The 1,052-nt window shown below is 57.8% G+C and carries 1 rRNA gene; it reads right to left on the bottom strand.

Annotated features, from left to right (window positions below):
• Positions 1-1,052 (bottom strand): 23S ribosomal RNA (locus ACWGJ2_RS40520); the annotation flags it as partial.

Raw genomic sequence — 1,052 nt, 5'->3', positions numbered from 1 at the left:
CGGGCTACACCCTTACCCCGGGACAACCACCGCCCGGGCTGGACTACCTTCCTGCGTCACCCCATCACTCACCTACTACAAGTCTGGTCCGTCGGCTCCACCACTCCCGACACACTCAAAGAGTGCACGGGCGGCTTCACGGACTTAGCATCGCCTGCCTCGATGTTTGACGCTGCATAGCGGGTACCGGAATATCAACCGGTTGTCCATCGACTACGCCTGTCGGCCTCGCCTTAGGTCCCGACTTACCCTGGGCAGATCAGCTTGACCCAGGAACCCTTAGTCAATCGGCGCACACGTTTCTCACGTATGTATCGCTACTCATGCCTGCATTCTCACTCGCATACCGTCCACAACTCGTTTCCACGGCCGCTTCACCCGGCACACGACGCTCCCCTACCCAACCCAGCCGGCGTTAGCCGTCATGCTGGATTGACACGACTTCGGCGGTGTACTTGAGCCCCGCTACATTATCGGCGCAGAATCACTTGACCAGTGAGCTATTACGCACTCTTTCAAGGATGGCTGCTTCTAAGCCAACCTCCTGGTTGTCTCTGCGACTCCACATCCTTTCCCACTTAGCACACGCTTAGGGGCCTTAGTCGATGCTCTGGGCTGTTTCCCTCTCGACCATGGAGCTTATCCCCCACAGTCTCACTGCCGCGCTCTCACTTACCGGCATTCGGAGTTTGGCTAAGGTCAGTAACCCGGTAGGGCCCATCGCCTATCCAGTGCTCTACCTCCGGCAAGAAACACACGACGCTGCACCTAAATGCATTTCGGGGAGAACCAGCTATCACGGAGTTTGATTGGCCTTTCACCCCTAACCACAGGTCATCCCCCAGGTTTTCAACCCTGGTGGGTTCGGGCCTCCACGAAGTCTTACCTCCGCTTCACCCTGCCCATGGCTAGATCACTCCGCTTCGGGTCTTGAACACGCTACTAGGTCGCCCTCTTCGGACTCGCTTTCGCTACGGCTCCCCCACACGGGTTAACCTCGCAACATGCCGCAAACTCGCAGGCTCATTCTTCAAAAGGCACGCAGTCACGAC

This window comes from Streptomyces sp. NPDC054796, assembly GCF_053611545.1.
This window is presented reverse-complemented; position numbering and strand designations above follow the sequence as displayed.